12 protein-coding genes and 5 pseudogenes are annotated in these 18,216 nt (G+C 60.4%); 7 read left to right on the top strand and 10 right to left on the bottom strand.

Translation table 11 applies throughout. The features are described from left to right. The first annotated feature begins 106 nt into the window (after nucleotides 1-106). A complete protein-coding gene (gene blaOXA / locus X750_RS159640) occupies nucleotides 107-922 on the top strand; it encodes a class D beta-lactamase (RefSeq protein ID WP_023695454.1) in 816 nt (271 codons plus the stop codon). Nucleotides 923-935: 13 nt separating this feature from the next. Here blaOXA and X750_RS159645 read toward each other — a convergent pair whose 3' ends face one another. Then, nucleotides 936-1,772, bottom strand: a complete 837-nt coding sequence (locus X750_RS159645) for an SAM-dependent methyltransferase (protein ID WP_023695453.1) — start codon at nucleotides 1,770-1,772, stop codon at nucleotides 936-938. Nucleotides 1,773-1,979: 207 nt separating this feature from the next. Here X750_RS159645 and thrS point away from each other — a divergent pair, with 207 nt between their 5' ends. After that, nucleotides 1,980-3,953: a threonine--tRNA ligase gene (gene thrS / locus X750_RS159650; RefSeq protein ID WP_023667614.1), complete on the top strand. Its 1,974-nt coding sequence runs from the start codon at nucleotides 1,980-1,982 to the stop codon at nucleotides 3,951-3,953. 85 nt (nucleotides 3,954-4,038) lie between these two features. Then, nucleotides 4,039-4,976, top strand: a pseudogene (locus X750_RS01000000162680) (GNAT family N-acetyltransferase). 84 nt (nucleotides 4,977-5,060) lie between these two features. On the opposite strand, the gene X750_RS159655 reads toward X750_RS01000000162680, so the two are convergent. After that, nucleotides 5,061-5,951, bottom strand: a complete 891-nt coding sequence (locus X750_RS159655) for an ankyrin repeat domain-containing protein (protein WP_023741479.1) — start codon at nucleotides 5,949-5,951, stop codon at nucleotides 5,061-5,063. A 156-nt stretch (nucleotides 5,952-6,107) separates the two neighbouring features. Further along, on the bottom strand, nucleotides 6,108-7,070 hold the full coding sequence (locus tag X750_RS159660; protein WP_023695450.1) for a hypothetical protein: 963 nt from the start codon (nucleotides 7,068-7,070) through the stop codon (nucleotides 6,108-6,110). Between the two features lie 239 nt (nucleotides 7,071-7,309). Between X750_RS159660 and X750_RS159665 the strand changes: the two genes are divergently transcribed. Further along, nucleotides 7,310-7,894: a nitroreductase gene (locus X750_RS159665; protein WP_023746750.1), complete on the top strand. Its 585-nt coding sequence runs from the start codon at nucleotides 7,310-7,312 to the stop codon at nucleotides 7,892-7,894. Between the two features lie 94 nt (nucleotides 7,895-7,988). Here the strand turns inward: X750_RS159665 and X750_RS1000000164105 are convergent. The 3 genes and pseudogenes from X750_RS1000000164105 to X750_RS01000000162675 form a co-directional block, all read right to left on the bottom strand. Further along, nucleotides 7,989-8,474 (bottom strand): annotated as a pseudogene (locus tag X750_RS1000000164105) (transposase); the annotation flags it as partial. A gap of 72 nt (nucleotides 8,475-8,546) precedes the next feature. Continuing rightward, nucleotides 8,547-8,831, bottom strand: coding sequence for a hypothetical protein (locus X750_RS1000000166745; protein ID WP_156932361.1), 285 nt, complete (start codon nucleotides 8,829-8,831; stop codon nucleotides 8,547-8,549). Between the two features lie 49 nt (nucleotides 8,832-8,880). After that, nucleotides 8,881-9,681 (bottom strand): IS701 family transposase, encoded by an 801-nt coding sequence (locus X750_RS01000000162675; protein ID WP_245271806.1) that lies wholly within the window; start codon nucleotides 9,679-9,681, stop codon nucleotides 8,881-8,883. 571 nt (nucleotides 9,682-10,252) lie between these two features. On the opposite strand from X750_RS01000000162675, the gene X750_RS1000000164095 reads away from it, so the two are divergent. The 3 genes and pseudogenes from X750_RS1000000164095 to X750_RS1000000164090 form a co-directional block, all read left to right on the top strand. Then, the gene (locus X750_RS1000000164095) at nucleotides 10,253-10,867 is read left to right on the top strand and encodes a GNAT family N-acetyltransferase (RefSeq protein ID WP_084567101.1); all 615 of its coding nucleotides are present in this window, start codon (nucleotides 10,253-10,255) and stop codon (nucleotides 10,865-10,867) included. Between the two features lie 408 nt (nucleotides 10,868-11,275). After that, nucleotides 11,276-11,950 (top strand): annotated as a pseudogene (locus X750_RS1000000165640) (IS5 family transposase). Between the two features lie 70 nt (nucleotides 11,951-12,020). Next, nucleotides 12,021-13,107: pseudogene (locus X750_RS1000000164090) on the top strand (transposase); the annotation flags it as partial. A gap of 387 nt (nucleotides 13,108-13,494) precedes the next feature. On the opposite strand, the gene X750_RS159670 reads toward X750_RS1000000164090, so the two are convergent. The 4 genes and pseudogenes from X750_RS159670 to X750_RS01000000162660 form a co-directional block, all read right to left on the bottom strand. Next, nucleotides 13,495-14,751 carry an aminotransferase class III-fold pyridoxal phosphate-dependent enzyme gene (locus tag X750_RS159670; RefSeq protein ID WP_023746746.1) on the bottom strand — a complete coding sequence of 419 codons (1,257 nt, stop codon included), beginning with the start codon at nucleotides 14,749-14,751 and terminating at the stop codon, nucleotides 13,495-13,497. Nucleotides 14,752-14,968: 217 nt separating this feature from the next. Beyond that, nucleotides 14,969-15,364 carry a Rid family hydrolase gene (locus X750_RS0132265; RefSeq protein ID WP_031242569.1) on the bottom strand — a complete coding sequence of 132 codons (396 nt, stop codon included), beginning with the start codon at nucleotides 15,362-15,364 and terminating at the stop codon, nucleotides 14,969-14,971. A gap of 110 nt (nucleotides 15,365-15,474) precedes the next feature. Beyond that, on the bottom strand, nucleotides 15,475-16,788 hold the full coding sequence (locus X750_RS159675) for an acetyl-CoA carboxylase biotin carboxylase subunit family protein (RefSeq protein ID WP_023746744.1): 1,314 nt from the start codon (nucleotides 16,786-16,788) through the stop codon (nucleotides 15,475-15,477). A gap of 327 nt (nucleotides 16,789-17,115) precedes the next feature. Continuing rightward, a pseudogene (locus X750_RS01000000162660) lies at nucleotides 17,116-18,115 on the bottom strand (transposase). Nucleotides 18,116-18,216 lie beyond the last annotated feature (101 nt).

The raw sequence follows: 18,216 nt of genomic DNA, 5'->3' as shown, positions 1-18,216 counted from the left end.
GATCCGGTAGGGTTAACAACGGCCTGCACAAAGACTGCGCATTTGAGTCAAAATCGAGCCAAGACACTTCGCTAAGCGCCTCCTGTTCATTCCCAGGAGAGCCCACATGCGTCGGATCGAAACCCATCCCTTCATCATTGCCGCGGTCCTCTTCCTGCTGGCCTGGTTTCTGGGATTTCCGATGCGGGCGCAATCGGCGCCGCTTGGCGATTTCGCCTGCACGCTTATCCAGGACGCGGCGAGCGGCGAGACGCTCTATCAAAGCGGCGTCTGCGACCAACGCGTCAGCCCGGCGTCGACCTTCAAGGTGCCGCTGGCGCTGATCGGCTACGACAGCGGTGTCCTCAGCGACGCGCATACGCCGAGCTGGGACTACAAGCCTGAGTTCAACGCCGTGAAGCGCGACCACAAGGCCGTCGACCCGACGATCTGGGAGCGCGACTCGATCGTATGGTATTCGCGCGAGATCGTGCGCCGGCTCGGCGCAAAAAGCTTTGCCCTCTACGTCTCGAAATTCGGCTACGGCAACATGGATGTCTCGGGCGATGCCGACAAGGACAACGGGCTCACGCAATCCTGGATAAATTCCTCGCTTGAGATATCGCCGGTCGAACAGACAGCCTTCCTGCGCCAGCTGCTCGCCGGCAAGATGCCGGTTTCTGCCAAGGCGCATGAGATGACCCGAGCCATCCTGCCGACTTTCCAGGCCGGCGGCTGGACGGTGCGGGGCAAAACCGGCAGCACCAGGCTGGGAAACAGCAAGGACAAGCGCGCGCTGGGCTGGTTCGTCGGCTGGGCCGAAAAGGGCGGCCGCCGGATCGTCTTCGCCCGGCTGGTCGTCGACACCAAGCCGATCGACATGCCGAAAGGCCCGGCGACACGCGCGGCGTTACTGAGGGAGTTGCCGCAACTGGTGAAGTGAACTTGCTTTAGCTTCAAGTGCTCCGGCGGGCACGAAGGATGTGGCCGCCGGAATTCCTTGTCTCCGCCTTTGGCGTCCTGGAGAAGCGGGCGGCGATGTCGCTGCTTTCCAGATCTTCGATCTCATCGAAGCCGAGCTCGCGCAGCGATTGCGCCAGTGCCGCGGGCACGAAGAAGCTGATCCAGGGCTCTCCGGCAGCGGCGACGCGCGCCGCATGGAAAGAGAGGGCAGCCTGTCCAGCCGCATCGCGGTTCTCGGCCGGCTCGCTGTAGTCGAAGACGACCTCCGAACCGGGCATGCCGGCAATCCAGGACAGGGTGCTGAAGATTGCGTCCTGGCTCAGATACGGAACGACACCCAGCCAGATGAAGAAACTGGGCTCGGTCTGCCGCAAACCGGCCGATGCCAGGCCATCCGCGGGGCGCTGGCGCTCGAAGTTGACCGGCACGAACATGGTGGCCCGCGGTTCGGCAAGACCAGCATCGGCGATGCATTTCCGTTTCCAGGCCTGTGTCGCCGGGTGATCGACTTCGAACACCGCGACATCAGGGTACGGATTGCGCAGCGAGAAAGTGTCGAGGCCGGCGCCGAGCACCACCACTTGCTGGACGCCCCGGCGCACCGCCGCAGCCAGCCAGTCCTCGGCGAGGCGGGCGCGCGCTGCCACGAACAGGCGCATGCGCCGGCTGCGCTCACCTTCCTGCTCGAGCTCCTGCACCGTCGGTGCGGCATCGCCCAGTATCGCACTCGCATATGGGTCGCGAAACAGCGCCGCCTGCTGCGAGAACTGGTGGAGGGCCCGCATGCGCGCGACGCCCAAGGCGGTTCGGCTGGATTTTGCGTCTTCCATGCCGGGGATTCCAACCTCGTGTCGGGGAAATTCGCAAGCCTGTGCGACTGGCCTGCGACATCTGTCGCGCCATTTCCTGACAGCTGCGCCAACGACGGCTCTTTACCTGATGCCGCGTGGCCTCTAAAACCCGCCCGCTGCCGGATGCCTCCGGCTTCACACCACGACCACCCGCGCTCGTTTGCGGGACTGGATAGGAGATACCCGATGCTGAATTCCGTTTCCCTGACATTTCCCGATGGCTCCGTCCGCGACTATGACGCGGCGATGACCGGTGCGGGCCTCGCCGAATCGATCTCGAAGTCGCTGGCCAAGAAGGCTGTCGCCTATGCCATCGACGGCACCGTTCGCGATCTTTCCGACCCGCTTGGCAAGTCCGGCAAGGTCGAGATCATCACCCGCAGCGATCCGCGCGCGCTGGAGCTCATCCGTCATGATGCAGCACACGTGCTGGCGGAGGCCGTGCAGGAACTGTGGCCGGGAACGCAAGTGACCATCGGGCCGGTGATCGAGAACGGATTCTATTACGACTTCGCCCGCAACGAGCCGTTCACGCCTGACGATTTCCCGGTGATCGAAAAGAAGATGCGCGAGATCATTGCGCGTAACAAGCCGTTCACCAAGGAAGTCTGGTCGCGCGACAAGGCGAAAAAGGTCTTTGCCGAGAAGGGCGAGCGCTACAAGCTCGAGCTGATCGACGCCATTCCCGAAGACCAGGATCTCAAGATCTATTCCCAGGGTGACTGGTTCGACCTCTGCCGCGGCCCACACATGGCCTCCACCGGGCAGATCGGCAACGCCTTCAAGCTGATGAAGGTCGCCGGCGCCTATTGGCGTGGCGATTCGAACAACCCCATGCTGACCCGCATCTACGGCACGGCCTGGGCCGAGCAAGCTGAACTCGATGCCTACCAGACGATGCTGGAAGAGGCAGAGAAGCGCGACCACCGCAAACTCGGCCGCGAGATGGACCTGTTCCATTTCCAGGAAGAGGGGCCGGGCGTCGTCTTCTGGCACGCCAAGGGCTGGAAGATGTTCCAGAATCTGGTCAACTACATGCGCCGCCGCCTCGACGAGCAGGGCTACCAGGAGGTCAACGCACCGCAGGTTCTCGACAAGAGCCTGTGGGAGACGTCGGGCCACTGGGGCTGGTATCGCGATGCCATGTTCAAGGTGACGGTGGCCGGCGACGACACCGACGACGACCGCGTGTTCGCGCTGAAGCCGATGAATTGTCCGGGCCACGTGCAGATATTCAAGCATGGGTTGAAATCCTATCGCGATCTGCCCGTAAAGCTTGCGGAATTCGGCAATGTGCATCGTTACGAACCGTCCGGCGCCTTGCACGGGCTGATGCGCGTGCGCGGCTTCACGCAGGACGATGCGCACATCTTCTGCACCGAGGAGCAGCTGGCCGCGGAGTGCCTGCGCATCAACGATCTGATCCTGTCGACCTACGCCGATTTCGGCTTCGACGATGTCAGCGTGAAGCTGTCGACGCGGCCGGATAAGCGCGTCGGCACCGACGAGGCCTGGGATCATGCCGAGGCGATCATGGGCAACGTGCTGGATACAATCAGGACGCGCTCGGGAAACCGCATCAAGACCTCGATCAATCCGGGCGAGGGCGCTTTCTACGGGCCGAAATTCGAATATGTGCTGAAGGACGCCATCGGCCGCGAATGGCAGTGCGGCACCACGCAGGTCGACTTCAATCTGCCGGAACGCTTTGGCGCCTTCTACATCGGTTCGGATTCGGAAAAGAAGCAGCCGGTGATGGTGCATCGCGCCATCTGCGGTTCGATGGAACGCTTTCTCGGCATCCTGATCGAGCATTATTCCGGTCATTTCCCGCTGTGGTTCGCGCCGCTGCAGGTGGTTGTGGCGACGATCACCTCGGATGCTGACGACTATGCGCGAAAGGTCGTCGCACAGTTGAAGGCGGCAGGACTTTTGGCCGAACCGGATCTGCGCAACGAGAAGATCAACTACAAGGTGCGTGAGCATTCGCTGGCCAAGGTTCCTGTGATCCTCGTATGCGGCAAGCGCGAGGCGGAGGAGGAGACGGTCAACATCCGCCGGCTCGGCTCGCGCGATCAGGAATCGCTCAAGCTGGCCGACGCGCTGAAGCTGCTTTCCGACGAGGCTGTTTCGCCCGACCGAAGGCGCAGCGCGGCCTGAGCAATCAATATTTCGGAGAAATGGCGGTGGAGCGATCCACCGCCATTTTCACATGCCTGTCACGCCAACCTTGTAACGAGCCCCCATGCTCAAGCTGAAGATACGGGAAAGGCCGTTTCCCGAACTCTCCTACGCCAATGCGAGCCAGCCGGCGCTGACGCGCTGGTTCATCCATTCCATTGAAGGTCTGTCGGGGCGCGACCGGTATGCCGCGCTCTATGATTTCTGGCGCCGCCAGGTGGCGCCGACGGGCGAGCGGGTGTTCAGCCGCATGCTGGAGCTGATCGACGTCAAGGTGCGCAGCACCGATCGGTGGCCGCCGGCGGGGCTGCCGGACACGCCGCTGGTGATCGTCGCCAACCACCCGTTCGGCATTGGCGACGGCATTGCAGTGCTGTCGCTGGTCGAGCAGCTCGGGCGTCCGTTCCGCGTCATGATCCACAAGGATCTGCTGAAGGTCCGCGAAATGGAACCGTACTCGCTGCCGATCGACTTTTCCGAGACCAAGGACGCGGTGAAGAACAACATGGCGGTGCGCCACGAGGCAGTGCGGCTGTTGAAAGAGGGCGTCACCATAGTGGTATTTCCGGCCGGCGGCGTCGCCACCGCGCCGAGAGGCTTTGGCCGGGCGCGCGACCTGCCGTGGAAGATGTTTCCGGCGCGCCTCGTGCAGGACGCCAAGGCGTCGGTGGTGCCGATGCATTTTTCCGGGCAGAACGGCCGGCTGTTCCATCTGGTCAGCGGCCCGATGAACATGGGGGAGCGCGAAGGAAGGCTGGCGAAATTCGTCGGCAAGGCGTCGCTGACGTTGCGCCTTTCAATGCTCATCCGCGAATTCGGCGGCTGTCCGGCAAAGCGATCGACGTTCGCGTCGGCAACGTACTGCGCTGGGATGAGCTGGAGCCGCTGCGCGACCGCAAGACCTTGCTTGATCGCCTTCATCGCGGCGTCTTCGATCTGGCGCCCGACGCACCGCGCAGCCGCGTCCACTTCCTGCCGCGCCGTATGCGCAAGGCAGCCTGAGAGACGCTAACTAGGGCGTGTACTCATAAACGACGTTCAGTCGGTCAAATTTTCGACAACCTCGGCCTTTTTGCTCAATAGCTCCTAGGGCAGTGGGAGCGGTTTGTCGCTGAGTGTACGCAAGTAGGCGATCAGGTTGACCCGTTCGGTCTCGTCCGGGACGCCAGGCACCTCCATGTAAACACCCGGCGTGGTGAGCATGGGCTCAAGCAGATATTTGTTCAGGTCCTCGTACGTCCATACACCCTCTAAGGCCAGCAAGGTGTCGGAGTAACGCATATTTGCCATAGATGCCTTGTCGCGGCCGACGACGCCCCATAAGTTCGGTCCCGTTTTGATCCCTCCCTGTGGCTCGGCATTGTGGCAACCGTGGCACACGTGTGTGAAGTAGGTTCGGCCTTTCTCGACATCGGCAGCAGCCAACTTCATCGAGATCGGAGCTGGCGTTGGCAACACGACGCCGTTCGACATGAGATAGTCAGCAACTTCGCGTTGCCCCTTGAATTTTGCCAGATGGAGCGGTGTCTTGCCGTCCTTTGTCTTCGCATTCACGTCCGCGCCGGCCTCAACCAGTGCTTTCACGCAATCGAGGCAACCGAGATTGACCGCGATGTGGATAGCGTTTTCGCGGCTGCGCTTCGAATTTGGATTTGCGCCCCCGTCCAGCAACAGATTGATCAAATCGGTCCTGCGTTTTGCCAAAGCCAGAATAAGGGCAGGACCCAAACGCGGGTCCGGGACGGCGTTGACGTCGGCACCGCGTTCAATGAGCAGTTTTGCCGCTGCAAAATGACCGCCTTTGACCGCAAGATAGAGTGGTGTCGTGCGCCCGTCGCTCTCATCGACGCCGGCACCAGCGTCGAGCGCTGCCGTGATCGCCGCGACATCGCCCTTCATGGCGGCGTCGTGAATGCCGGCGGCATGCGATACAATCGGTGCAAGCAGTAGTGGAATGAAAAGCAAGGACATGCGCATTTGGCATCTCCCAAGGCAAACTGCGGTACGGGTCATGCTTTCAAGGCCGCAAAAACATACCACGAATGCCGGATCGTGGCCACTCCAACCGGTGCCTAGAAACGAATCGCAAGGTCGATCCGTCCGGCTGTGGCTTCGGGCTTATGAGTCCACAACCTAGTCGGCGCCTTCCTCGGGATCGATGGCCGACGCCTCGGTGGCCAGCACCTCGATCTCCTGGTTCTGCCCAGCGACCACGGTGAAATCCTTCTGGTAGATGCGGTCGCGGTTCTTGGCGATGATGGTGTATTGGCCTTCGGCCAGCACCATCGAGGCGAAGGCGCCGACGGCCTCCTTGATCGGATCGCCGGATTCGTTGAGCAGCGACCAGGATGTATCGGCGATGGCCTCGCCGCCGGTCTCGCGCACCAGCTTCATGGTCTCCTCCGCCGCGCGATGCTCGACGGTGGCTTCGGTCAGCTTGCCGGCTTCGACACGGATGTCGGAGCGAATAACGGCATTGACCGCGCCATAGGTGGAGACGACATGATAAACGCCGGCGTTGAGCCGCACGACGCTGTTCGGCTCGACATCGGGAATGATCAAAGCGCGGTCCCCATTGGCCTCGGCGGTGCCCTCATAAATGGAGAAGCGCAGTTTTTTCGGCGGAATACGCACGCCGCCCGACAGCACCGCGTCGAGCTTGAGGCCGCCGGCATCGAGCACCAGGCTTTCGCGCCTGGCGTCCTTGCCGACGGTGATGCGCTTGGTGGCGCCGGCGCGTCCGTATGAGGCGTGGACCAGATAGCTGCCGGGTTCGAGCTGGAACACGGCGCTGCCGCCATGCGCGGAAGCCACCATCGGCAGCTTGCCGTCGCCGGCGGCCTCGGGCTTGAAGACGCGCCAGACGATGCCGCGCGTGATGTCGGCGCCCTTGTCGGTCAACTGCGCCGACAGCGTTATGGCACCGCCGCCACCGAGTGCCAGCGGCGTCTCGCCCTTGGGCGGTGCATAGCTCGAAATATCGGGGAGTTTCAGATTGCCGATGCCGTCGGCATTCTGCGCCATGGCCATCGAGGCCGGCGCAAACAGCGCTACGGCGAGCCAAATCAGGAAAAGGCGCGATGTCCCCTCAAACATGCCTTGCGTTGAAGCCCAAGGCGGTGGCAATTTCAAGGCTTAAGAGTCCGATCCGCCTTGGCAACGGCTCTTTCGTCCGGCGCGTCCGCGCCAATGCACGAGCCGCCCCACCCGCAATGGCGCGCTTCAGCTCAAAATCGAGTGCTTTAGGAGACCTGGCCCCATGGCGTCGCCGATCATCGACTTCCTGCTGACNGCGCTTCAGCTCAAAATCGAGTGCTTTAGGAGACCTGGCCCCCATGGCGTCGCCGATCATCGACTTCCTGCTGACCCGAAACTCCGCACCGATTCCTGAATTGAAGGAACCGGCGCCCAGCGATGGCGATATCGCGACCATGATCGCGGCTGCAAGCCGTGTGCCCGATCACGGCCGACTGGAGCCGTGGCGCTTCATCCTCTATCGCGGCGAGGCGCGATTCGAGATCGGCAGGAAGCTGGCGGCGCTCGCCGAACAGCGCGAAGGGCCGCTGCCGGAAAACCGCCGCAACCAGGAGCTGGCGCGGTTTTCCCGCGCGCCGCTGGTGATCGGCGTCGTGTCGGTTCCGAAGGACAATCCAAAAATCCCGCAATGGGAAATGTTCCTGTCCGGCGGCATGGCGGCGATGAACCTGATGATCGCAGCCAATGCGCTGGGCTACGGCACCAACATGATCAGCAACTGGTATTCCGACGTGGCGGAGGGCCGGGCGCTGCTGGGACTGGCGCCACAGGAACGTGTTGTCGGGTTTATCCATATCGGCTCCTGGCAGGGACCGGCGCCGGAACGGCCGCGGCCCGATCCGGCAAAGCTCTATGCCGATTATGCGGGGCCGTGGAACGACTGACACCCGAAAGCGATTCCCCTTTATTTAAACACAGGCTAAGACAGCGGCTTCGGCGATGCGTTGGGGGTTGGCGCATCGACCATGGGGATTTTTTTTTGAGGCCGACGAGGAAGTCCCTCCAGGCCGAGCGGCTCTCGCGATTGGGCATCTCCACGGCCAGGATCTGCCGGCGCCCGTCCCAGTCGATACCGACCGCGATCAGCACCGCCTGGCTCATGACAACACCGGCTTCACGCACCTTCTCGTAGCACGCATCGAGGATGAGGTAAGGAAACGGCTCTTGAAGGGGGCGCCTGGCAAAGGCAGCGAGGCTCTCGTCCAGCCGCTTGTTGATGGCCGAGATCGACGAGGCCGAGAAGGCATGGCCGCACAGTTCTTCCGTGAACGCCTTCACCTTGCGGGTCGACAGGCCCTGCACATACATCTCCGCCAGTGTCGCCACCAAGGCCCGCTCGGAACGCTGGTAGCGCTCGAACAACTCGGTGGAGAAGCGCCCGGCCCGGTCCTGCGGAACCCGCAGCTCGAGCTTGCCGACCCGCGTCACAAGGGTACNGTGACGTGAACAATCACCAGCCTGCCATGACCGCCCCCTCTCAGCGAATTTGCAGAACTCTCAGCACACTACCCGTTGAAGTCAGGGTTGCGACCTATTCTACTCCTCGGCGCCCATGTCCCTGGCAACTAATCCCGCATTGCCAACCTGCACCTGCCGCCGCCTGACATCGTCGTCGCCATAGAGACCAGGCGATGATGAAGGCTTTTGTGTCGGTGGGAAGATCAGTATCCTGGCGAGGAGATAGCGGATCTCGGGGACGCTCGGGACGAGTGCAGCCATTCGGATCAGGCGGCGATTGGCTCTTTTCGTTTCGTTCGGTTTGCTCCATGCGCTGCGGCGAAGATCAGCCCATAGCTTCGAGAGGAATGCCAGGGCGGCCATGCACAGGCTCATGTGGCGATTCCACGCCTCGCAATGATCAAGTCCGAGATCATTCTTGGCGCGCTCCAGCGCAGGCCGGCCACTGCCACCAATTCGGCCAAGGAGGAACCGGGCGGGGCGAAGACCAGGTAATAGGCTTTTTCTCCGGATGTCGATCGCTTGCGGCGGACGAGAAGCCAATGCTCGAAGCCGCCTTTTGACGTCCAAGGACGGCGGATGCGTGCCCAGTCATATAGCCGAGGCCCTTGGCGCCTTCACCTGCCGCATGGCAGACCCAGTCGTCGGGCTCGAACTCGCTGGCCAGTTCCTCGGGCGAGGTTTCCTCAAACTGACGATCCCCTCCACGGCGCATGAAGTGAGCGCCTCGAACCGCCAAGACATAGGGCTGCTCGCGAGCTTCCAGCATCCGGCGAAGGCTGCTGTCCGCCCCGTAGACAGCGTCGCCCAGAACGTAAGCGCACGGGACGCCGGCATCCAGCGCCGCCTCGACCATGGCGCGCGCCATCTTTGGCTTGGCCGCAAACTCGACCGTCTCCGGGATCGACGCTGTGGCACATCGCGCCCGATCCTTTGTCCAGCTCTCCGGCAGATAAAGGCGGCGATCGACCAGCGCTTGGCCGTAGCGGCTCGCGTAAGCCAAGAACACGCCGATCTGGCTGTTCTCGATCCGCCCCGCCGTTCCCGAGTACTGACGCGCGACACCGGCGGAACGAAAGCCCTTCTTCACAGATCCCGTCTCGTCGACGATCAGGACGCCATCCTCATCGCCCAACGCCTCCACCACATAGTCGCGAACCTCGTCTCGCAGCCGATCAGCGTCCCAGTGGCTGCGCCCCAACAGCGACTGCATCCGATAGGGCCGCTCCGCTCCGACTGCTCAGTCATCAGCCAGCCTGTCTTGCGCTCAATGCCGGAAAGAAGGCCGTCAAGGAAATCTGCGACGAGGAAACACCCGCCCAACCCGCGCCTTCAGCGCTATGAGCTCCTGCTCCCAAGCCAACAACGACCCTGACCACGAGGCGACAGACATGGCTCCCTCATAACCTGTCGAAGTGAATCAGATAATCCGCACCATAGTACTACGTGCTGGCGATCTTGCCCCAGCGCGAGCTGAATCGCGTCGCCGGCGAGCTCTCTCGGAAAACTCTGCTTGCCTATGGGCCTAAACTAGGGCGCCATTCTCGACATCTCGCGCGCAGGCAAGGCATGCAACCCCCTTGGGTGATTTCAGCAACATCATCAGCGTGCAATAGCCGCGCCTCTCGGCGAATCTTGAACAGCCTTCAGCATCCCGGAAGCAATTATTACAGAGATTTCTTAGAACTTTAATCCAAAGAGCGCGGATTCTAGGAGATCATAGTCCCACGTTTGCTGTGGGTTCCACTCAACTATCGGTGCCGGCTCAGAGAAGGAATTTTCCCATGCACATCCTAGAAACCTCGCGCCTAATCCTGAGGCCGCCGTCACACAGCGACGACCTTCTTCTACATGGACTTCATAGCGATCCGTTCGTGGTAAACGCCATAAGAGATGGAGTTTATCCGACGATAGAACAGTCTAAAGCTGCGCTTATTCAGTTCATCAATCATTGGAAGCGCAATAGTTTCGGCTTGTGGATGGTTTTCGTCAAAGATGAAGGCCAGACCAGAAGATTTGCTGGCTATTCAGGATTAATATGCAGCGGCACGTATCCGCCAGAAGATGCGAATCATGTTGCCGAAGATCCGAATAATGTGGAAATGGTGACTTGTCTCCACCTTGCGGCCTCCGGGGAGGGGATCGCGGTTGAGGCTGGCAGGGCAGTGGTCCAATTTGCTTTCGAGAACTTAAAGCTTGATAGAGTGAATGGATTCATTCGCCCAAACAATACGCGTTCAATTATAAAGAATATGAAGCTAGGCTTTGTCTATGTTGGAGATGTGACGTACAAAAACAGTAGAAGAAGGCTGCATTTGGAAGTTTCGCCAATGACGGCTGTAAAGCCCGATAATGTACTGATTTATAGCTGCCGGTACCCAGAAAATACGATTAATTAGTGCTTCGACCAAACCGCATAGTTCGGGCGCTGCTTACCTTCGAGTTGGCACAATCGTTGACACCGAACCCCCGAGGGCCAGCCGTCGAGCAGGGGATCAGGTGTGAACTCATAATGTTTGCAGATGAGCGTTGTTGCACGCCGGTTCGTTGATGGCGAGCGAAACTAACCGAGCTTGGCGGGCATGACGCTCTATGGGCGACTCCTCCAGGTCGGCATCATCGATCAGTGGTACGAGGGGGCGTGACGGCGCGATCGGATAAAAAATCTTGTTAGAGCCGGTCGAAGTTCGTGAGCCGCACCTGGTCGCTGACACTTTGCTCGCCGATCTGCAGAACTGCGGTCTGATCGAACGAAGCTTGCCATTTCGGCGATCGTCTGATGCAGAGTTGGCATGAGCCGATGAGACCTGACCGACTTCGAGGGGCTGTTATCGAGCCGCTCTTGCCCAACGTTTTCTGGGTGCAGCGATCCGGCGCACCGTGGCGACACCGCCCGAGCGTTGTGGACCCGCGGACGACTTGTTACAAACGCTGGTGCGATGGCGAAAGGCAGGTGTTTGGGATCGATTCATGGACGCCGTCAGCGCCGGGCACGACGGCAACATCCAGATGATCGACAGCACCTCCCTTTGCGCCCACCACAAGCCGCGACGGCAAAAGGAGGGGCGGAAGTTCATTGTCTCGGTCGGTCGCGAGGCGGCCTCACGTCCAAGATCTACGTCGTCGTCGACACGCAAGGCCTCCCGTTCCGGCTCGGCTTGACGGCAGGACAGACACGTGATGGGCAGCAGATCGCCGATCGAGTGCTCGACCATTTTGTCCCGCGCATTATCGTGCTGGCCGACAAGGCCTAGGATGCTGACCGTATCTGGGAGCTGATCCAGCAGCAGGCGTGCGACGACCCAACGTTCCCGCCAAATGGGGAAGTGGAAACCTTGCTTCAGCAGGCTATCGCGAGCGCAACCTGATCGAGCGCTTCTTGTCCAAGCTAAAGCAACTTCCGCCGCCTCGCCACCCGCTACGAGAAGCTAGCCCGTCTTATGCACCACAACGCGTCTGAGAGGCTGGCGAATGTAGCTTAAGGGATTGAGTTGGCCTAGGATTCAGTTGTCTACGCCACCCTGCCACCGCCTCTTGCGAGCCACACCCGCCATGACCGACGATGCGTTGCTGCCGCTCTCTTTTCAGCCGTTGGGCGCAAGAAGATCACAGCCGCGGTTGACGGGGGACGGATCACCTCGGATGGTGGCGCCATGTGGCCGCAGCCGAGCGATGCCTGCAACTGGCCGACAGGTTGGCCGCAGCCATCCGCGCGATCCAGAGCGGGTGACGCACGCCATAGCCGACATTCTGCGCGCCCGCATCTTTGCTACCGTGTGCTGCTACGAGGATGGCAACGATCTCGACCGACTGAGCACCGACCCGGCCTTCAAGCTCGCCTGCGGGCGGTTGCCCGACAGCGGGCTGGATCTGTGCTCGCAGCCGACATGCTCGCGGGTGGAGAGCCTGCCGGATCTGCGCACCGTCATCCGGCTCGGCTGGGTGCTGGTCGATCTTTGGCTGTCGAGCTATGCCGCGCCGCCCGCAAGCGTCACGCTCGAAATCGACGACACGGTGGATGTCGTTCACGGCCATCAGCAGCTCTCGCTCTTCAACGCCCATCAAGGAGATCCGCGGCCATCTGCGCCGCTTTGTCCGGCGCAGCCGCGCCCGCTGGCCTGCCGCGCATTCTGATCCGCGGCGATGCCATTCTGGCCGGGCGCAAGTCGTGGCCTGGTGCGAGAACAATGTTATCGACCAGGTCTTCGGCCTGCCCGGCAACAAGGTTCTCCAGCGTCTCGTTGACGAAGCCGCCGACGACACCCGCACCCGCCGGTGCTGCGCGGCTATGCCGCGACCCGATACAAGGCGAGATCCTGGAAGACGAAACGTCGCGTCTGCGCCCGCATGGAGGCAACCTCGATGGGCCTCGGCATCCGCTTCGTCGTGACCAATCTGGACAAAGGCTCAAAGGCTCCGCCGCGCATTGTCTACACGTGATCTACTGCGCCCGCGGCCAGGCCGAAAACCAGATTAAGATGCACAGGAGCCAGCTTTCCGACCGCACCAGCTGCCGCTCACCGATTGCCAACCAGTCCGTTTCGTCCTGCACACCACCGCATACTGGTTGATGCTCACCCTGCGCGAGGCGGTGCCCACCACCCATCATCTCAGCAACGCCGAATTCGCGCGCCCGCGACGCCTCACACTCGCATCAATGCGTCTGTGGCTCCGCGCTTCGAGGACAAAGCGCGACAACCTAACCTGGTGTGCTTCCGCCGACGCTCATCTGCACTGGAAACGGAGTTCCCGCTCGCCTTGTTTCCCGCAAATTGCCGCGCTCAGCTCACATACGTAAGGCGCTCGATGATTGCGGTCGAGCGTTGAAAACTGTGTGGGTGTCCTCGCATATGCAGTCGGTCAATCTGCCATCCTGATGGGGTTTGGCGTGGCCGGGCCTCCGCAATCGGCCCCAACTTTCGAGCATCGCGTGCTTGGCCAGTTGGAAGACTGTCGCCTTTGCCGGAGTTGGAGCTTGCGCTCATCGCAGCGCCGACTCTCGCCGGACGAAAGCTCGCTGCTTTTCTCAGGTCGGAATTCCGTCAGGCCCAGTCGGAAGAGAGTCTACCGCTTGCCTGATGGCTTGCGCCATCTCGCCACAGACGGCATCGTCGTGGGCGAAGCTGAGATAGAAGCGGCCGAAGGCCTGCGGCATCACCATGACGCCTGCCCGGCGAAGCGCCCGGTGAACCGCCACTGCCAGTCCTGGATTCGCAATTGATTTCGCGTCCTCGTAGATTTTCGGCTGACTAGATGCATACCAAGGCGTAAAAACCATTCCGAGGCCGGTCGTCGTGATCGTTGCCCCGCGATCGGCAAAGGCAGCGACCAGCGCATTGCGCGAGAGATCGCCGCGCCTTGCAAGCCCGTCATAATCGCTTTCTCGAAGTTGAGAGAGCGTTGCCTTCACCGCCGCCGTGGCGACGGGATTGCCGCAATAAGTTCCGGCGCGTACCGCCCGGCCGTCGTCAGCGGCTGCCATGATTTCGGGTCGACCGAGAACCGCCGCAACGGCGAATCCGTTTCCGATCGCCTTGCCCACGGTGGCAATATCGGGATCGAGCGCCAGCCCGTGGCTGGCTAGACCGAACCTGCTGCGAAAACCCATAAGGATTTCGTCCGCGATTAGCAACGCGCCATGAGCGCGTGTAAGAGATTCAAGGGCCCTCAGATACGAAATATCGGCTTCGATGCAACCAGCATTTGCCAACATGGGCTCGAAAATGACGGCGGCGATTTCGGTGTTGTCCGAAAACAGCCTCTCCAGATCAGCCACGTCGTTGTAGCGCGTCAGCGTCATGTCTTGCCGAATGGGCCGAGACTCGCCGTTTCCGAAGAACGCTTCCCTGGATCCAGCATTGCCGAAAGCAACTGGATCAAACCACCCGTCGAAGCCCGCAGCAATCTTCGCAACGATGCGCCGGCCCGTCACGGCGCGGGCTAAACGGCACGCAAGATGGACGGCCTCGCTGCCGGAATTGGTAAAGATAACGCTCTGCAGCGGACCGCAGGGGGCGCTCAGCGCGTCAGCCGCCGTTTCTTCGCCCGCGTGCGCGAACGCCGGCATCGAGCCTTTTTCAACCGCCTCGACAACGGCCGCATTGACCACCGGATCGGCGTGTCCGAGAAGTACGGCACCAAACCCGAGGGCCGTGTCGATCATCCGGACGCCTTCATCCGTCCAAATATACGGCCCTTTTGCCCTCTCGATGTAAAGCGCTTTGCCGTCGAGCAGCGGCACGGCGCGTCCAGCACTGGAAATACCTCCGACAAGATGTCTCATTCTCTAACTTCCAATCAAAGCCGGCAGTCATTCGCTCAGGCCTGGCACGAAGACCAAAAGCATTGGCATCACCAGACTTGCGATCGAGAAAGGTACGAGCTCGCGTGAAACAGCCGCCAGTTCAACGCTACCGACATTCGCAAATTGCAAGCTAGCGATGCAATCAAAAACAACCAATGGGAAGGATCCAAATATGCTGTTCCTGCATCAGACGACTTTATGCGATCGAGAAGAACGTATTTGATGTCAGGGGTCGGGCCGCAATCACCGCAATTTCCACGAGCGTGCCGGCCGATAATGTCGCTCCGACGCAGGACAGTTGCGGCCAGTGATTCGGATTGTCGCCGACCCAGGCTTTCCACTCGATATCGAAGGCTTCCTTATGCTCTACGTTTGACAGACGAACATTTGCGAAGAGCAAATATCGCTTGTCTGTCTTCAAGTCAGAAAGAACGCGATCGATTTTGGAGAAACTAGCGGAAATTTGCTCCTTCAGATTGAGTTCCTTGTCTTCTAACGTTGCCAGAACCCATACTAGATGACCGCATGCAGAGCCGGAACTCCTTCCTGAAGCAGTTCCAGGCGCTCTTTCAATTCGGAAATCACTCTCCATTTGTCCTCCCAAATTTTTGCGGCGTCACATTTGGATCAGCAAATGCAAAAGCATTAGAGACACTCGCGAATAATGAACTAGTTACACAACGCCAATGGAAGGCTGGCGAGTCAGCTTTCATGGGCATTGGTATTACCTGGCGCCACCTGCGACGGTGCGGTCAGGTAAGGAGGCCCAGATTGTTCCTGTTCGCCAGTGGCGGGAAATGGCGTGATCGACCAACCGATTAAGTCCACGGCACGTTGAAGTATCCCCGCGGTCTGAGCAAGGCTCGATGAAGCGGCGATGACATGCCCGATACAGTCTCGGCAATCGCCTTTCCTGACGATCGGCGTCTTGGGTTGAATATACAATTCGACCTCGGCGACGCCAGGTATAGCAGCCGCCTGACTGTCGCCAACGATCCAATCGAGGGTGCCATCATGATCAGGAACTAGGATCCGCGCGGCCGCAGCATGCGAACGCCTTCTGCGCAAATTCCATTGCTCGCCGATGACAAGTTTGATGTGTTCGGCGATTAGATCGACACCGCAAGCCAGCTGAATCATCTGGGGATCTGGGGCGCCCGCAAGACGCGGATTGACTTCAATGACGACTGGGCCACGCTTGGTCCACCGGAATTCAATGCAGGTTGGCCCCCAGCCAAGGTCGAGAGCTCGCAAACAGCTCAGCGAAACATCGGCGATACGTGCATGCTCATCAGCGGTCAGAAGGGCCGGGAAGGTGAACTCACGAAAGACGAAATGCGGTGGCCGGCCGAAGTCAGCAGCGACAATCCCGATGACCTCATTTCCCATTATGTGAGCGCTATAATGGGGGCCTTGTGCGAATTCTTCGACTAGGATCCTCGGAGAAGACCCCGATATGTGCTTTCCGCCCAACAGATACGTCGTATGTTCGGCTAACTCGTCGACGCTGCGGCACAATCGGACGCCGATGCTGCCGCTGCCTACGGCTGGCTTAAGAACCACCGGCAAGCCGATCTCCGCGGCAGAGCTTTCAACCTCCGTCGCATTCCCTGCCACGCGATAAGTCGGTATTGGAATGCCGGCCTCCGCGAGGAGCTGGCGTTGAGTCAATTTGTCGCAGCATCGTTCGATCGATGCAGGGTTCGGTCCCGGTAGATCGAATTGCCGGCAGAGCTTGCCAACTGCCACATAGACCGACTCGTCATCGCCCGCAAAGCCAGTAATGCCAGCAATGTCATGGGTCGCACGTAGCCTGGAACATTCGTGGATCAGCGCATCGAGATTGTCTGTATCGGTCCGGATTGCCTCATACCTTTCCGCAGCAAGATAGTCGTACCGAGATGGCTCAGTCGACAGGGTAATTGGAGTAAGACCAAGACGCTGGGCCGCTTGGACGTATAGCAGACCAGTACCATGTGTGTTGCCTTCAAGCAGGATAAGTGCTCTTGTTGCCATTGGCGCTGGCCCTCCATTGCGTGCTGTGCGGTGGTCTGAGCGTAATCGACGTCAGCTCTTCAGCGTGCCTGCCCTCAGACCTTGTGGTAAATGTACCATTGTCAGTGACTGGCGGTCGCAAAGATTCTGTGAAGTTATTTTTAAGATCTGTTGCGAAGCCGAAAAGAAAAATCGCGGACGGCCAGGCGGACGCGTTTTCCCGCCCGCGATTGTGAAGATGGGATGGAATGCCAGCCTTCTCCGACGGCATCGCAATGTGCCAAGTTTTGTGGTGTTAGCACTACTTTGGCGGTTTAGGTTCGGTGGTGTCTGCGAGCAGCTTTTCTTTCACAGTGAGGACATTTGCAGGGCCGAGGTCGAGTGAAGAGGTCGAGAATGGCTTGTCCCACTGGCATGCTCGGTTGTGGCGGTGGTCCCCCGACTCTTTTTTGCCGTCCCGCTGCTTTGAGGCGGCGGGCTTGGAGAAGGCGTAGCCGATCATTGTCATCAAGGCTTGTCGATGTAATCCAGTCCATGATCGGCCTCGAAGTGGTCGAGGCCGAGTTCCTCCTTTAATTGCTAATGTGCCTGCTCACAGACCCACCTCGGTGGCGGCGAGCATCTTGAAGCTGGCATCGGCCGGTAAGTTCGACACATAGTATCTTTGCTCGCCACTCGACCGGCGTTCGCCGACGAGCCGGATCTCATCGCCTGGCATGCATTGCACGCGATTGTCGAGTATCCTGTGCTTATGACCATCCGCAACGCGCACACGGCGAGCCGCAAACAAGTATGTCAGCCGACCTCTAGTGGCCGCGCCGCCAGCATATCTTGTGCCATCTCTCACCAGACCGGCGGCTGGTCCGGGATGTGATATTGGCGGCGCCTGCCGGTGGTCGTGACCGGGAAGATCAGGTCAACATCGGCCCGATAGAGGTTTTGGCGTCGCGATAGTCCTACAGCCCACAGCAGACCGCGCCCACTCAAAGCCGCACGAAAGAGGTGCTCGACCCATAACCCGCGTCGGCAAGCACGCAGCCGAAACGCACGCCGGAGGCGATCATACGATCGATCTCTTCGATCGTGATCTCCGGCTACGTCAGAGCTGTCGATCCTTCGGGACGCGCGCCCGCATCATCCGCTCGGGATCATTCTCGACAAAATGATGAAGCTGATCGCAGCCGACATTGCCCGCTCGCGCGGCCATCGGCTGTGCGCTCTTACGGTCGCCCGGCCCGATCAAGCCGGCAATGCACAGCGGACACATCGGTCGTCGAGTTCGCTGCGAAAGACCTGCCGAAAACGGCTGAAGCCAGTGCTCGAGATCGGCTTGCCAGTCCACATCCATTGATCGGCCCTCCACAAGCCGACCTCCCCGAAGCAATCACAGCACTACATACGACCTTGCCAAGCCCTCGCCCCGGCGACGGGACTTTAAGAGAGCGGTGC

Origin of the sequence: Mesorhizobium sp. LNJC391B00 (genome assembly GCF_000502535.1) — a bacterium.
In the GTDB taxonomy this organism is placed as follows: domain Bacteria; phylum Pseudomonadota; class Alphaproteobacteria; order Rhizobiales; family Rhizobiaceae; genus Mesorhizobium.
The sequence above is the reverse complement of the archived record's forward strand: the minus strand, read 5'-3'. Positions and strand labels throughout refer to the sequence as shown.

Excerpts from the sequence above, each read along its gene's own strand:
- X750_RS159665 (WP_023746750.1), top strand. The coding sequence starts at position 7,310 with ATGGCGTCGCCGATCATCGACTTCCTGCTGACCCGAAACTCCGCACCG.
- thrS (WP_023667614.1), top strand. The coding sequence starts at position 1,980 with ATGCTGAATTCCGTTTCCCTGACATTTCCCGATGGCTCCGTCCGCGAC.
- X750_RS159660 (WP_023695450.1), bottom strand. The coding sequence starts at position 7,070 with ATGTTTGAGGGGACATCGCGCCTTTTCCTGATTTGGCTCGCCGTAGCG.
- X750_RS1000000166745 (WP_156932361.1), bottom strand. The coding sequence starts at position 8,831 with ATGGCCGCCCTGGCATTCCTCTCGAAGCTATGGGCTGATCTTCGCCGC.
- X750_RS0132265 (WP_031242569.1), bottom strand. The coding sequence starts at position 15,364 with ATGGAGAGTGATTTCCGAATTGAAAGAGCGCCTGGAACTGCTTCAGGA.
- X750_RS159675 (WP_023746744.1), bottom strand. The coding sequence starts at position 16,788 with ATGGCAACAAGAGCACTTATCCTGCTTGAAGGCAACACACATGGTACT.
- X750_RS159670 (WP_023746746.1), bottom strand. The coding sequence starts at position 14,751 with ATGAGACATCTTGTCGGAGGTATTTCCAGTGCTGGACGCGCCGTGCCG.
- X750_RS01000000162675 (WP_245271806.1), bottom strand. The coding sequence starts at position 9,681 with ATGCAGTCGCTGTTGGGGCGCAGCCACTGGGACGCTGATCGGCTGCGA.
- blaOXA (WP_023695454.1), top strand. The coding sequence starts at position 107 with ATGCGTCGGATCGAAACCCATCCCTTCATCATTGCCGCGGTCCTCTTC.
- X750_RS159655 (WP_023741479.1), bottom strand. The coding sequence starts at position 5,951 with ATGCGCATGTCCTTGCTTTTCATTCCACTACTGCTTGCACCGATTGTA.
- X750_RS159645 (WP_023695453.1), bottom strand. The coding sequence starts at position 1,772 with ATGGAAGACGCAAAATCCAGCCGAACCGCCTTGGGCGTCGCGCGCATG.
- X750_RS1000000164095 (WP_084567101.1), top strand. The coding sequence starts at position 10,253 with ATGCACATCCTAGAAACCTCGCGCCTAATCCTGAGGCCGCCGTCACAC.